At 64.7% G+C, this 13,620-nt stretch carries 10 protein-coding genes; 7 read left to right on the plus strand and 3 right to left on the minus strand.

Translation table 11 applies throughout. The features are described 5' to 3' along the window. The first annotated feature begins 10 nt into the window (after window positions 1–10). The 3 genes from ACFQZZ_RS20770 (at window position 11) to ACFQZZ_RS20780 (ending at window position 5,055) form a co-directional block, all read left to right on the plus strand. Complete coding sequence (locus ACFQZZ_RS20770; RefSeq protein WP_378683094.1) at window positions 11–3,775, plus strand: multifunctional oxoglutarate decarboxylase/oxoglutarate dehydrogenase thiamine pyrophosphate-binding subunit/dihydrolipoyllysine-residue succinyltransferase subunit; 3,765 nt, start codon at window positions 11–13, stop codon at window positions 3,773–3,775. Window positions 3,776–3,914: 139 nt separating this feature from the next. Then, window positions 3,915–4,643, plus strand: a complete 729-nt coding sequence (locus ACFQZZ_RS20775; RefSeq protein WP_378683097.1) for a hypothetical protein — start codon at window positions 3,915–3,917, stop codon at window positions 4,641–4,643. Then, window positions 4,636–5,055 carry a hypothetical protein gene (locus ACFQZZ_RS20780; protein ID WP_378683099.1) on the plus strand — a complete coding sequence of 140 codons (420 nt, stop codon included), beginning with the start codon at window positions 4,636–4,638 and terminating at the stop codon, window positions 5,053–5,055. Before ACFQZZ_RS20775 ends, ACFQZZ_RS20780 begins: the two co-directional genes overlap by 8 nt. Window positions 5,056–5,167: 112 nt before the next feature. Here the strand turns inward: ACFQZZ_RS20780 and ACFQZZ_RS20785 are convergent, their stop codons facing one another. The 3 genes from ACFQZZ_RS20785 to ACFQZZ_RS20795 form a co-directional block, all read right to left on the minus strand. After that, window positions 5,168–5,512 (minus strand): hypothetical protein, encoded by a 345-nt coding sequence (locus ACFQZZ_RS20785; protein WP_378683101.1) that lies wholly within the window; start codon window positions 5,510–5,512, stop codon window positions 5,168–5,170. A 105-nt stretch (window positions 5,513–5,617) separates the two neighbouring features. Continuing rightward, the gene (locus ACFQZZ_RS20790) at window positions 5,618–7,261 is read right to left on the minus strand and encodes an alkaline phosphatase D family protein (protein ID WP_378683104.1); all 1,644 of its coding nucleotides are present in this window, start codon (window positions 7,259–7,261) and stop codon (window positions 5,618–5,620) included. A gap of 42 nt (window positions 7,262–7,303) precedes the next feature. Continuing rightward, a complete protein-coding gene (locus ACFQZZ_RS20795; protein WP_378683107.1) occupies window positions 7,304–7,939 on the minus strand; it encodes a TetR/AcrR family transcriptional regulator in 636 nt (211 codons plus the stop codon). A 68-nt stretch (window positions 7,940–8,007) separates the two neighbouring features. Between ACFQZZ_RS20795 and ACFQZZ_RS20800 the strand changes: the two genes are divergently transcribed. The 4 genes from ACFQZZ_RS20800 (at window position 8,008) to ACFQZZ_RS20815 (ending at window position 13,316) form a co-directional block, all read left to right on the plus strand. Next, window positions 8,008–9,546 carry a flavin-containing monooxygenase gene (locus ACFQZZ_RS20800; protein WP_378683110.1) on the plus strand — a complete coding sequence of 513 codons (1,539 nt, stop codon included), beginning with the start codon at window positions 8,008–8,010 and terminating at the stop codon, window positions 9,544–9,546. Then, a complete protein-coding gene (locus ACFQZZ_RS20805) occupies window positions 9,543–10,373 on the plus strand; it encodes an SDR family NAD(P)-dependent oxidoreductase (protein ID WP_378683113.1) in 831 nt (276 codons plus the stop codon). Before ACFQZZ_RS20800 ends, ACFQZZ_RS20805 begins: the two co-directional genes overlap by 4 nt. Before the next feature lie 29 nt (window positions 10,374–10,402). Next, on the plus strand, window positions 10,403–11,341 hold the full coding sequence (locus tag ACFQZZ_RS20810) for an alpha/beta hydrolase (protein WP_378683115.1): 939 nt from the start codon (window positions 10,403–10,405) through the stop codon (window positions 11,339–11,341). A 181-nt stretch (window positions 11,342–11,522) separates the two neighbouring features. After that, a complete protein-coding gene (locus tag ACFQZZ_RS20815) occupies window positions 11,523–13,316 on the plus strand; it encodes an AMP-dependent synthetase/ligase (RefSeq protein ID WP_378683118.1) in 1,794 nt (597 codons plus the stop codon). Window positions 13,317–13,620: the final 304 nt, after the last annotated feature.

Here is a 13,620-nt window from a genome sequence, read left to right on the forward strand (position 1 = left end):
GAAGAACGAAATGAGGCGAACACCTGCTGTGAGCAGCTCAACTTCCCAGTTCGGACAGAACCAGTGGCTAGTCGATGAGATGTATCAGAAGTACAAACAGGATCCATCTTCGGTAGACGAGAGTTGGCACGAGTTCCTCGCTGATTACACACCCGAAGCCACTGGTGATTCCGGTAACAGCCAGACCGCTACGCCCGCGCAGGCCGCACCGGCGCCGGCACCCGCGGCTATGACCTCCCCCACACCCGCGCCCGCACCGGCCGCTCCGGCGCCCGCCGCTCCGGCACCGGCACCGGCACCGGCACCGGCCAAGGTCACCGCGCGCACACCCCAGACCACTCCGGCGCCCACCTCGAACGCGACGCCCACCTCCGGCGGGCCCAAGCCCGCCGCGGCCGCCGATGAATCGAAGGTGCTGCGCGGCGCGGCCGCCGCGGTCGTCAAGAACATGTCCGCCTCGCTGACTATCCCCACAGCGACAAGCGTGCGTGCCATCCCGGCGAAGCTGATGATCGACAACCGTCTGGTCATCAACAACCACCTGGCCCGCACTCGCGGTGGCAAGATCTCGTTCACCCACCTGCTCGGCTACGCGATCGTGCAGGGCGTCAAGGCCTTCCCGAACCTGAACCGGCACTTCACCGAGATCGACGGTAAGCCGAACGCGATCACCCCGGCGCACACCAACCTGGGCCTCGCCATCGACCTGCCGGGCAAAGACGGCAGCCGGACCCTCGTCGTGGCCGCCATCAAGGGCTGCGAGGAGATGACCTTCGGGCAGTTCCACACCGCCTACGAGGACATCGTCCGCCGGGCCCGTGACGGCAAGCTGACCACCGAGGACTTCACCGGTGTCACCATCTCGCTGACCAACCCGGGCACCATCGGCACCGTGCATTCGGTGCCGCGGCTGATGCCGGGCCAGGGTGCGATCATCGGCGCGGGCGCCATGGAGTACCCGGCCGAGTTCCAGGGCATGAGCGACGAGCGCATCGCCGATATCGGCATCGGCAAACTGATGACGCTGACCTCCACCTACGACCACCGCATCATCCAGGGCGCGGAGTCCGGTGACTTCCTGCGGACCATCCACCAGCTGCTGATCAGCGACGAGTTCTACGACGAGATCTTCCACGGCCTCGGCGTGCCCTACGAGCCGGTCCGCTGGCGCAAGGACGTGCGCGAGCGCGGCGTCGACAAGAGCTCGCGGGTGCTGGAAATGATTGCGGCCTACCGCAACCGCGGCCACCTGATGGCGGACACCGATCCGCTGCGCCTGGTCAAGGACAAGTTCCGCAGCCACCCCGACCTCGATGTCACCCAGCACGGCCTCACCCTGTGGGACCTGGACCGCACCTACAACGTGGGCGGCTTCCACGGCCAGGAGCGGATGAAGCTGCGCGATGTGCTCTCGGTGCTGCGCGATGCGTACTGCCGCCATGTCGGCGTGGAATACACCCACATCCTGGAAACCGAGCAGCTGCAGTGGATCCAGGAGCGGGTCGAGCAGAAGCACGCGAAGCCGACTGTCGCGCAACAGAAGTACATCCTGAACCGGCTGAACGCGGCGGAAGCCTTCGAGACCTTCCTGCAGACCAAGTACGTCGGCCAGAAGCGCTTCTCGCTGGAAGGCGCCGAGGCCGTCATCCCGATGATGGACGCGGTCATCGACCAGTGCGCCGAGCACTCGCTCGACGAGGTCATCATCGGCATGCCGCACCGCGGTCGCCTCAATGTGCTCGCCAACATCGTCGGCAAGCCGTACTCGAAGATCTTCACCGAGTTCGAGGGCAACATGAACCCGGCGGGGGCGCACGGCTCCGGCGACGTGAAGTACCACCTCGGCGCGCACGGCACGTACCTGCAGATGTTCGGCGACAACGAGATCGAGGTCTCGCTGACCGCCAACCCGTCGCACCTCGAAGCGGTCGACCCGGTGCTCGAGGGCCTGGTCCGCGCCAAGCAGGACATCCTCGACAAGGGTGACGGCCCCGAGGGCTACTCCGTTGTCCCGCTGATGCTGCACGGTGACGCCGCGTTCGCCGGTCAGGGCGTGGTCGCCGAGACGTTGAACCTGTCGGGTCTGCGTGGCTACCGCGTCGGCGGCACCATCCACATCGTGGTGAACAACCAGATCGGTTTCACCACGGCGCCGGAGAACAGCCGCTCGACCGAATACTCCACGGACATCGCCAAGTTCATCGGCGCGCCGATCTTCCACGTGAACGGCGACGACCCGGAGGCCTGCGACTGGGTGGCGCGTCTCGCGGTGGACTTCAAGCAGAAGTTCCGCAAGGACGTCGTGATCGACATGATCTGCTACCGGCGCCGCGGCCACAACGAGGGCGACGACCCGTCGATGACCCAGCCGTACATGTACGACGTCATCGACACCAAGCGCTCGGTCCGCAAGGCCTACACCGAGAGCCTGATCGGCCGTGGTGACATCTCCCTCAAAGAGGCCGAGGACGCCCTGCGCGACTACCAGGGTCAGCTGGAGCGAGTCTTCAACGAGGTCCGCGAGCTGGAGAAGTATGTCCCGGAGCCGAGCGAATCGGTCGAGGGCGACCAGCAGGTGCCGACGACCGTCGTGACGGCCGTGGACAAGACGGTGCTGCAGCGCATCGGCGATGCCTTCCTCAATGTGCCGGACGGTTTCAGCGTGCACCCGCGCGTCAAGCCGGTGCTGGAGAAGCGTCGCGAGATGGCCTACGAGGGCAAGGTCGACTGGGCCTTCGCCGAGCTGATGGCCTTCGGCACGCTGATCGACGAAGGCAAAGCGGTGCGGTTGACCGGTCAGGACTCGCGTCGTGGCACATTCACTCAGCGGCACTCGGTGATCATCGACCGCAAGACGGCCGACGAGTACACCCCGCTGCACAACATCGGCAGCAAGAACCCCGGTTGGTTCGCGGTGCACGATTCGGCGCTGAGCGAGTACGCGGCGGTCGGCTTCGAGTACGGCTACTCGCTGGGCAACTCCAACGCACTTGTGTTGTGGGAGGCGCAGTTCGGTGACTTCGTCAACGGCGCGCAGTCGATCATCGACGAGTTCATCTCCTCCGGTGAGGCCAAGTGGGGTCAGCTGTCGGACGTCGTGCTGCTGCTGCCGCACGGCCACGAGGGTCAGGGTCCCGACCACACCTCCGGTCGCATCGAGCGGTTCCTGCTGCTGTGTGCCGAGGGCTCGATGACGGTCGCCGTGCCGTCCACCCCGGCGAACTACTTCCACCTGCTGCGCCGCCACGCACTGGACGGCATCCGCCGCCCGCTGATCGTCTTCACCCCGAAGTCGATGCTGCGCAACAAGGCTGTGGTCTCGGATCTGAAGGACTTCACCGAGTCCAAGTTCCACTCGGTGTTCGACGAGCCCACCTACGAGCAGGGCATCGGCGACCGCAACAAGGTCAAGCGGGTCCTGATGACCAGCGGCAAGCTCTACTACGAGCTGGTCGCGGCCAAGGCCAAGGGCAGCCGCGAGGACATCGCCATCGTGCGGATCGAGCAGCTCTACCCGCTGCCCAAGTTCCGCCTCAACGAGGCCCTCGCCAGCTACCCCAACGCGACCGACATCGCGTGGGTCCAGGAGGAACCGGCCAACCAGGGCGCCTGGCCCTTCTTCGGCCTCAACCTCCCGGAAATCCTCCCCGACCGCTTCACCAAGCTCCGTAGGATCTCGCGCCGCGCCATGTCGGCTCCGTCCTCGGGTTCCAGCAAGGTGCACGCGGTGGAACAGCAGGAAATCATCGACGAAGCCTTCGAGCCGACCAGCTAGTTCGCTGGCTCGTCTATAACCCGATGCCGGGTCGAATCCGCCTCTATCCCAGAGCGATTCGACCCGGCGTTCTGCTATTCAGCTGCCCATTCGACCCGCATGAGAACTCCCACCATCGGGAATAGCTGATACTAATCTGTTGCGCCGTGACCAGCGGCTGCGATCCGCCGGGGCGGCAATAGAATTGGCGGAGCTGAGTAGCATGATGGGTCGGAATCCGGCACAGGCAATGGCCGATGCCATGGCCGACCTTCTACGCCTCGTCAAAGAAGGCAGCGGAGCCGCGCATGATATCCAAGACGGCGTACGACGACCCCTGGGCGATTTGGTCGAAAAAATAAAGCATGCCGACCGGACAGGCTACGTCAGGGTTTCCAACTCCGACTTCGATCTGATGACCGCACGGAACAGAGACACGGCCGATAAAGTAAAGCCTTCGCCCGCCGAAAAAAGTCAAGAATTCAAGACCGACCGGAACGAGGATAGCGGCAGCGCTGGAGCCTCGACCAAGCACGCACCGAGCAGTGTGGCGGAGGTCCGAGACATGCTCCGTGCTCGCGCACGACCGGGAGAGCCTGCGCCACACTGGGAAGTTGATACCGTCCAGGACATGCGCTCGCTATACGAGGACATGTCACGCAATGGCGAACCAATGAATATCGGCACCTATCCCGGAAAAGGTGTACGGCTAGCCGATGGAACAGAAATTAGAATCAGAGACAAAAGCGTGTCCGGCGGAGTTACAATGGACTTGAAAGCCCCAGGCGAACGGAAGCCTTTTAAGGTACATCTGGCGCGCAGCGTGGCTGCACACTACCGAACATCCCATGAACAGGAACCCAGTCGAAGTGAAGTCGGCCATGAATGAGAAGCTGGAGAATTTCCTCCTGTACGGCATATCCGACGATTGGGCGGCGGTCGCCGAGTTCGATGGTAATGTCAAGAAGATTTCACCCGAAATATATTCTCGATCCAAAGTCCTCGAAATAATAAGAGAAATTGCTGAACGTGGATATATCCAGCTCGGCGCATTTCCAGGCGGCGGCCGATCGTGGGAGCCGTGGGATGTTTCCATTGACGTGGCGATGGATCGCATTGCACATGGGTACAACGGGGTCGCGGGCTATATGAGTGTCCCCGAGGACGACATCGGCTCGAATGAGGTGTTCCGGGCAGCTATCACCGACGGCGGGAGGGAGCGCCTGCGCGAGCTCGGCGATCCGTATGAGAAGTACGGAGACCCTTGGTCCGATGACCCATTGCTGCGTGTGGACTTGTGATGCGTAGCTTGTCGGCTGGCCTACTCCCGCGACGGTTCCTGCCGGTTGCCGGTTCGCAGAGCCCGCTCTCGTAGGCGAAGGCGGTCGCGGCCGACCGGCGCTGGTGCTGTGGTCAGCTACCGGTGGTGATGCCGGTGGCGAATTTGACCACGACCTTTTCGTCGGTGACTTCCTGGACCGTGACGTTGACGCCGTTGGTGGGCTGGGTTTCCCCGGCAGGGATGGTGACCTCCTGGCCGCCTACCTTCAGGGTGATCAGGTTCCCGTTTACGGCAACGAGTTCCGCGTCGATGCCGAGGATGGTGGCCTTGGCATTCACGCCGCGAGTGAAGGTGACCGTGCAACCGCCGACGTTGCAGTCGGACTTGGTGCCGGCCCCTTCGACGGTGCAGGCGACCGCGCCGAAGGAGGTGAGCAGGACGAATACACAGAGGGCGATCAACCGTCGAAGAGACATGCCGCCGAGTGTAGAGCGCATCAGGATTTTTCAGGCACGCCTTCTCGTCGAGCGCATGAGCTTCTCGCTCGACGAGTGGCACACCACCCGTCCGGGCTACTCGGCTTACCGTGGCTGCGATTGCGGGCCGGCAGTGCCGAATTCCGGGCCACTCGGAGTGCCGGGCCTCGCCGCCTCCGTGACGCCCGGTACCCGGTCTTGCACAACGTAACTGGCGCGGGTGTGGATGGGCGCGTGCGGCCGTCGGATGTAGGGAACGACGCGGAAGTCGTTGCGCCACACGCCGTGGTCGAGTTCGACGCGAACGTAGCCGCGTTGTGCGTTGAAGAATTTCATATCGGGATTGGCAGCGAGCAGGTTGCGTCCGGTGGCGTTGATGTCGGCGCCGTCGCCGCCGCTTGTGATCGATGTTCCGGTGAATTCCGATGCGACGACAGGTGATTCGGGGTCGGAGTAGTCCCGGCGCAGATCGGCGGCATAGTTGTGGTGCCGGTCGCCGGTGATGACGACGAGGTTTCGGACGCCGCGGTCAGTGGCGGCGCCGAGCACGGTGTTGCGGTCGGCGACGTATCCGTCCCAGGCGTCGGCGCCCAAGTCCGTGCCTGGACCGGGGTCATAGTCGGACTGTCCCATCGCCACCTGATTGCCGATGATCTGCCAGCGGGCCGTGGAGCGGGTGAACCCGTCGACCAGCCAATCTCGTTGCCGCTTACCCAGTATCGTGCGATCGGTCGCGAACCGCTCAGCGCAGTCGGCGCCGATATTGCCGTCGCCACATGCCTGCCTGGAGCGGTATTGCCGGGTATCGAGCATCGTGATCTCGGCGAGGTCACCGAATGCGTAGCGCCGATGCAAATGCATGGTCGGCCCGGACGGCAGCTGCCCGATCCGCAGTGGTTGGTGCTCGTACATCGCCTGGAAGGCAGCGGCTCGGCGGCGACGGAACAGCGCGGGAATGCGATGGATATCGAACCCGAGCCCTGGCGCGTCGGCCGCCCAGTTGTTGTCGACCTCGTGATCGTCCATGGTCACGAGCCACGGGAACGCGGCGTGCGCGGCACGCAGCGGCTCCTCGGCCTTGGCCTGCGCGTAGCGCAGTCGGTAGCCGGGCAGATCAACCGCTTCGTCACGAAACTGCGGCTGCACCGTCATGCCCTCACGACCACGGTTCCAGCCACGCTCGTAGATGTAGTCCCCCAGATGCACGACCAGATCGAGGTCTTCGGCGCTCATATGCTCGTACGCGGTGAAAAAGCCCGCGGTCCACGCCTGGCAGGAGGCGAACGCGAACCGCATGCGTGCGGTGGGCTGTCCCGGCGGCGGCGCGGTGCGGGTCCGGCCGATCGGCGAGATCACCGATCCCGCGCGAAACCGATAGAAGTACCAGCGATCCGGCGCCAAGCCATGGACCTCGGGATGCACGGTATGGGCGAGCGCGCGCGTCGCGACCGCGCTACCCCGCGCCACCACCCGCTGGAAGTACTCGTCATGCGCGACTTCGTATTCCACGGTCACCGGAGCCAGCGCCATCCCGCCGAGCCCGTCCGGAGCAAACGGATCTGGAGCCAGCCGAGTCCACAACACCACGCCATCCGAGGTGGGATCCCCTGATGCCACCCCCAAGCTGAACGGATCCCCCAGCCACCGTGGCGCCCGAAACCGCCCGCTACCAGCCGCCGATGCCCCTACGAGCACCGCGATCGACCCGGCGGTCCCGAATCTCAACAGCTCCCGCCGCGACAGACCCATACGTCAGGGTATATCGACCGGAGCAAGTCCTCCGGGGGTGAATCAGCCGCGCAGGGCGGCGGCGAGTGCGGGGCTGAGCGAAAGCGCGAGGGCGAGTAGGGATTCGACCAGGAGATCTACGAGTTGGTCGCGGGTGATGGTTTCGTCGCGGAGCCAGCTGAGGGTGGTTTCCTCGACGAAGGCGATCCAGCCTCGGATGGCCAGGAGAAGACGGGGGCGGTCGGTGTCGTCGACGGGGACAGGGGCTTCGGTGAGGATGATGCCGACGATGGCGTTGCGCGTTTCCTCTACCAGGGTGACCAGGAGTGGGCTGGTGCTGGCGGGGCCGCGCAGCAGCGCGAGGTAGGACGTGCGGTTTTCGCTGACGTAGGCGATGTAGCGGTCGATCGAGTCGCGCAGCATGTCGAAGGCGCCGAGCGAGCGGTCGGGGGCGACGCGTTCCAGCAGTTCGGCATTCGCATGGTGCACGATCGCGAGCTGGAAATCCTGCTTGGTCGGGAAGTAGTGGAACAGCAGGCCACGGGAGATGCCTGCCTGTTCGGCGATCTCGGTGATGGAGATGTCTTCGATAGCTCGTTCGCCGAGCATCTTGGCACCCAGGGTAATCAACTGCGTGCGGCGCTCGTCCGGGCTGAGCCTGGTGCGCTTCACGGCTTCGCCGGTGCCTTTGCTACTCACGTGACCATCCTACTGAACGGCAGTCAATACTGTTGACTCGTGCTCAATAAGCCCGTACCCTCACCTACATGAGTCGCAAGGTTACAGACAAAGCTGTCGCCAACCGCCCCGCACGACATGTCAAGACGATCATCATCGGCAGTGGGTTCGCGGGCCTCGGCCTGGCCATTCGATTGAGCCAGCAGGGCCGCAACGATTACCTGGTCCTGGAGCGCGGCGGCGATGTCGGTGGCACCTGGCGCGACAACACCTACCCGGGCGCCGCCTGCGACGTGCCCTCGCACCTGTACTCGTACTCCTTCGCGCTCAACCCGAACTGGTCACGCTCGTTCTCCAAGCAGGGCGAGATTCAGCAGTACATCCAGGGCGTCGCCGAGAAGTACAACGTGCGCGACAAACACCTCTTCGACTGCGACGTAACCTCCGCGCGCTGGAACAACGACACCTCGCAGTGGGAGATCGAGTCCAGCAAGGGCAGCTTCACCGCCGACACCGTGGTCTCCGCGGTCGGCGCGCTGTGCGAGCCCGCCCTGCCAGACATCAAGGGCATCAACAACTTCAAGGGCGAAATCTTCCACTCCGCCCGCTGGAACCACGACGCCGATCTGTCCGGTAAGCGCGTCGCAATCATCGGCACCGGCGCCTCGTCCATCCAGATCGTGCCTTCCATCGCGACCGAGGTCGCACAGCTCGACGTCTACCAGCGCACCGCGCCCTGGCTGCTGCCGCGCATGGATCGGCCGTACACGCTGCCCGAGCGATTCGCTTTCAAACACATCCCCGGCGCCCAGCGCCTCTCGCGCGCCGCCATCTACGCCGCCCGCGAAACCCAGGTCGTCGGCCTGGCGAAGATCCCCGCACTGATGCGGGCGTTCGAGCTGATCGCCAAGGCCAAGCTGAAGCTCGAGATCCGTGATCCCGAGCTGCGCGCCAAGGTGACCCCGAACTTCCGGATCGGATGCAAGCGCATGCTGATCTCCAACGAGTACTACCCGGCGCTCGGCCGCGACAATGTCGACGTGGTCACCGATGGCATCGCCGAGGTGCGTGAGAACTCGATCGTCACCAAGGACGGCACCGAACGCGAGATCGACGCCCTCATCGTGGCGACCGGCTTCCACGTCACCGATTCGCCTGCCTACAACACCATCGCGGGCAAGGACGGGCGCACCCTGTCGGAGGTGTTCGACGAGATCGGCCAGCAGGGCTATAAGGGCTCGTCCATCGCGAACTATCCGAACATGTTCTTCCTGCTCGGCCCGAACGTCGGCCTCGGCCACACCTCGATGGTGTTCATGATCGAATCGCAGATCAACTACATCGCCGACGCGCTGGCCACCATCGACCGCATGGGTCTGCGGACCGTCGAAGTGCGCCGCGACAAGCAGGACGCCTACAACGCGAAATTGCAGAGCAAACTGGAAGGCAGCGTGTGGAACACCGGCGGCTGCTCCAGCTGGTACCTGGACAAGCACGGCAACAACACCACGCTGTGGCCTGACTTCACCTTCGAATTCCGTAGGCTCACAAAAACATTCGATGTCGCCGCCTACGAAACGACCAGCGATAACTCCCGAAATAAACTGAAAGTGGTGGCAGGTCAGTGAGCAAAGACGCTTACTTCAAGGGCAAGGTCTGTGTGATCACGGGTGCGGGATCCGGCATCGGCCGCGCGCTCGCCGAGAACCTCGCCAAGCGCGGCGCCGCGCTCGCGCTGTCCGATATCGACACCGAGGGCCTTGCCGAAACCGTGCGCCGCTGTGCGGCGCTGGGCGCCGAGGTGAAGTCGGACCGGATCAATGTGGCCGAGCGCGAAGCGGTGCTGCTCTACGCCGACGACGTGAAGGCACACTTCGGAAAGGTCAACCAGGTCTACAACAACGCGGGCATCGCCTATCACGGCGAGGTGATCCGTTCGGAGTTCAAGGACATCGAGCGCATCATGGACGTCGACTTCTGGGGTGTCGTCAACGGCACCAAGGCGTTCCTGCCGATGTTGATCGAGTCCGGCGAAGGACACGTCATCAATGTGTCCAGCCTGTTCGGCCTGATCGCGGTGCCCGGCCAGAGTGCCTACAACGCAGCCAAGTTCGCGGTGCGCGGGTTCACCGAGTCGCTGCGCCAGGAAATGCTGGTCGGTAGGCACCCGGTGCAGGTGACGTGCGTGCACCCGGGCGGCATCAAGACCGCGGTTGCGCGCAACTCCACCTACGCCGCGGGTATCGACGGCAAGAAGGCCGCGGCGATGTTCGACTCGAAGCTGGCCATCCACACCCCGGAAATGGCCGCGCAGACCATCACCGAGGGCGTGCGCAAGGGACACGGCCGGGTACTGATCGGCTGGGAGGCGAAGGCGCTCGACCTGTTCGTCCGTGTCACCGCCTCCGGTTACCAGCGCATCGCCGCCGTGGTGAACCGCCCGTTCCTGCCCTGATCCCGACAAGGCACAGTCGAGGAAAAACCATGCGCGACATCAACCTGCCACTGCCCGTCGCACGGGTGGTGCTCCGTCCGATCTACCGAGTGACGCTGAACGAGCGGATGCCGTGGCGGTTGCAGCGCCTGTTGCTCGATATCGGTTCCCGTGCGCAGCCGCTGCCCGCGGGAACTCGCGTGCACAAGCTGCGCCTCGGCGGCAGACCCGCCGAACGGATCACTGCGGGCTCCGAATCCCAGCGGGGCGCGGCAGATGCCGCGGGGGGCGCGGTCCTCTACCTGCACGGCGGCGGTTACGCGGTCGGCTCGCTCGCGACGCACCGCTCGCTGGCCGCCCGACTGGCGCACGAAACCGGCTGTACCGTCTACGTTCTCGACTACCGGCTGGCACCGGAGCACCCGTTCCCCGCCGGACTCGACGACGCCGAAATGGCGTTCCTCGAGCTGGTCGAGAGCGTGGGCTACCGTCCGGACCGGATCGCCCTCGCCGGTGATTCGGCGGGCGGCGGGTTGTCGCTGGCCACGGCGCAGCGGCTGATCGCCCAGCACGGACATACCCCGGCCGCGCTCGGATTGATCGCGCCATGGACCGATCCGAACCGGATCCCCGAGCGCGACCGCGATCTGGTGATCAGCAAGCCGTGGTCGCGCGCCTGCGCTGCCGCCTATCTCGGCGGCGGCGATTCGACCGACCCCGGCTACGCTCCGCTGACCGGCGAACTGCACGGCCTGCCCCCGACGTATGTTCAGGTCGACAAGAGCGAGCTGCTGCACACGCAATGCGTCGATTTCGTGGCCGACCTGCGAGCCGCGGGCGCGCACGTCCGGTTCACCGAAACGCAAGGCCTGTGGCATGTCGCGCAACTCCAGGCGGCGCTCGTCGCGCCCGCCGCTGCGGCACTGACCGAGCTGGCCGAATTCTTGCGCGAAGCGATTCAACCGGTCTCCAAGCGCGACCTAGGATAAGCAGCTACCTCGCTGTCGTCGGCTACGCGCAACACCGACGACAGGCCGACGAGACTGCGTACGATTAAGACCTCGATCGGGCTACCTTTTCCGAACCAGACCGCTTTTCGGTGGTCGCGCGGATGGCCCGGTCTCAGGTGTCGTAGATTACTGGCGAGTAAAACCACGTGGAAGGGCACTGATGCGAGAGTTCGAAGTCCCGGCTTCCTACACCATTCCGGAAGACGCGAACAATTCCGATAACGTCTTCCGGCACGCCGAGCAATCGCCGGACGCGGTGCTCTTCAACATCCCGAATGGCAACGGCGGCTTTGCCGATGTGACCGCCGCGGAATTCGCGAAGACGGTCACCGGCGTTGCCAAGGGCATCATCGCCTCGGGCGTCGAACTCGGCGACCGCGTCGCCATCATGGCCCCTACCCGCTACGAGTGGGCCGTGCTCGACTTCGCCATCTGGGCCGCCGGTGGCTGCACCGTCGCCATCTACGACAGCTCCGCGGCCGAGCAGGCCAAGTGGATCCTGCAGGACTCCGCCACCAAGCTGCTGGTGGTCGACAGCGACAAGCACCGCGCGATCATCGACGAGATCGAGGCGGGCGCGCTGACCGATCTGAAGGAAACCCTGCAGATCGACAAGGGCGCGATCGACGATCTGATCACCCGCGGCGCCGAACTGGATGACGAGGCCGTGCACGGGCGCCGCGCACAGGTCAACGCGGCCTCGCCCGCCACCCTGATCTACACCTCCGGCACCACCGGACGCCCCAAGGGCGTCATGCTCTCGCACGCGAATCTCTACGCCGAGTCGAAGTCCGACCGGATCGCCCTCGACAAGTACGTGACCGAGGGCAAGAAGACGCTGATGTTCCTGCCGCTGGCGCACGTCTTCGCGCGCGGCGTGACGTTGGCCGCGTTCGACGCCAAGGTCATCGTCGCGTTCACCTCCGACTGGTCCACCCTGGTCGAGCAGTTCGGCAGCTACCGCCCGCACTTCATCCTCGCGGTGCCGAGGGTGTTCGAGAAGGTATTCAACGGCGCGAAGCAGAAGGCGCATGACGGCGGCAAGGGCAAGATCTTCGACGCGGCCGCCGAAACCGCCATCGCCTGGAGCGAGGCCATCGACAACGGCGGCGCCGGGCTCGGCCTGAAGCTCAAGCACGCGTTGTTCGACAAGCTCGTATACAGCAAGCTGCGCGTCGCACTCGGCGGACAGTGTGAGGCTGCGGTGTCCGGCGGCGGACCGCTCGGCGCGCGCCTCGGCCACTTCTTCCGCGGCGTCGGCGTCACCATCTACGAGGGCTACGGACTCACCGAGACCACCGCGGCTATCACCGTGAACACCCCGGAGAACATCCGGGTCGGCACCGTCGGCAAGCCGATCGAGGGCCACGCGATCAAGATCGCCGAGGACGGCGAGCTGTTGCTGCGCGGATCGGTGGTGTTCAACGGCTATTGGGGCAACCCCCAGGCCACCGAGGAAGCCTTCGCGGACGGCTGGTTCAAGTCCGGTGACCTCGGCGCCATCGACGCCGACGGCTACCTCACTATCACCGGCCGTAAGAAGGAAATCATCGTCACCGCAGGCGGCAAGAACGTCTCCCCCGGGATGATGGAGGACTCGCTGCGGGCCCACCCGCTGATCAGCCAGGTAATGGTGGTCGGCGACGGCCAGCCGTTCATCGGTGCGCTGATCACCCTCGACCCGGAGGCGCTGCCGGGCTGGAAGGAACGCCACAACCTGCCCGCGGACACCCCGATCGAGAAGCTGATCGAGAACCCTCAGCTGGTGGCGGAGGTCGACGCCGCGATTGCCGAAACCAACAAGAAGGTGTCGCACGCCGAGGCGATCAAGAAGATCCGCATCCTGTCTGTCGACTGGACCCAGGAGACCGGCGAGCTGACCCCGAAGATGTCGCTGAAGCGCGCGGTGGTCATGAAGCAGTACGCCTCCGAGGTCGAGAAGATCTACAGCTGAGGTAGTTACGAACAGAGCGTGGCCCGCGACAACTGATGTCGCGGGCCACGCTCTTTCCTGTACGACACCCAGAGTCTCCGATCTAGGCGCTGCTGGAGACATTGAGCCGACCGAAAACGTGTCTCGCCCAGCCCTGTTGCGAAAGTCGGCCCGCCACACCAGCTGTCTTCAGTCTCGAAATCCCTAGAGCGCCATCACAACCAGCCCAACGCCAGAACCCGACACCACGGCGACACAACAGGCATAGCCGTCACCAACAGCCGACCCGCAACACCAACCGTCTCTGATCTCGAAATCCCCACAA

It is taken from the genome of Nocardia sp. GCM10030253, assembly GCF_042675075.1.
Taxonomy (GTDB): Bacteria; Actinomycetota; Actinomycetes; order Mycobacteriales; family Mycobacteriaceae; genus Nocardia.